This window comes from Mesorhizobium carmichaelinearum (assembly GCF_900199455.1).
Classification (GTDB): Bacteria; Pseudomonadota; Alphaproteobacteria; order Rhizobiales; family Rhizobiaceae; genus Mesorhizobium; species Mesorhizobium carmichaelinearum.
In genome coordinates, this window is sequence record NZ_FZQR01000132.1 from 1 (window position 1) to 840 (window position 840).

The following is an 840-nucleotide window of genomic DNA, read 5'->3' on the forward strand; positions in this document are numbered from 1 at the left end:
CCGCCGACGTTCGGGGCCTGTGAGCAACGTGATCTGACCCATCAACTGCTCCTAAGTGCGCTCATAAGAGCACGCTTAAGACCACTCGTTCATCACCCGAACAAGGCGCGACACGCCGGATGGATACTGCGTTGACCGACGATCAGCGACAATTCCTGCTCTCCTTCAAGGCGCGTCACCCGCAATGGAATCTGCTCGGCATTGAAGGGGCAGACAAGTTGCCAGCCGTTCGCTGGAAGCTGCACAATTTGGAACGCATGCCAGAAGAACGGCATCGTCGCGTGTATGAGAATTTGGAACGCGTGCTCGCAGATGGGCCGGCATCCAAAAACAACATGGATGCATAGTAATCGGATCGGATCGATACCGCGAACAAAGCAAAGAGGGCCACATTTGTTTCCACGATCGGTCTGTCACTCTGGATCCGCCCGCTTGATGCACCGATGCACGCGCGAATGGCGAGAAAGTTAACTCAGGCGGCCCGCATTCCGACCGCTTCAATTGCCCGGCATCCATCCTTATGATTATGCGTGGGAACCTACCCGAACATTTTTCGATCTCCGTGATTGTTTTTCGAAAAGGGCGTTCCGAATAAGCTGCGAGCTGAGACATCGACCCCGCCCTAGCAAACTTGAGCGGCGGACTCTCTCAGGCGGAAACGCACCTGACCGCATTGCGCCAGATTCCGGACATACAATTTATCGGCTCCAATCGGCATTGGTGCATGAAAGCGGCATTGGACACGATCGGGTCTTTGATGTCGCCTCCTATGTCGGCCTTGCCAGGCAGCGAACGGAGTCCGGGCGTGCGCACGCGGTCATGCGATTGAGAACGAGGCAG

The 840-nt window shown here is 56.1% G+C and carries 1 protein-coding gene; it reads left to right on the plus strand.

The features are described from left to right. Positions 1-131 precede the first annotated feature (131 nt). The gene (locus CKW40_RS42330) at positions 132-347 is read left to right on the plus strand and encodes a hypothetical protein (RefSeq protein ID WP_179298324.1); all 216 of its coding nucleotides are present in this window, start codon (positions 132-134) and stop codon (positions 345-347) included. Positions 348-840: the final 493 nt, after the last annotated feature.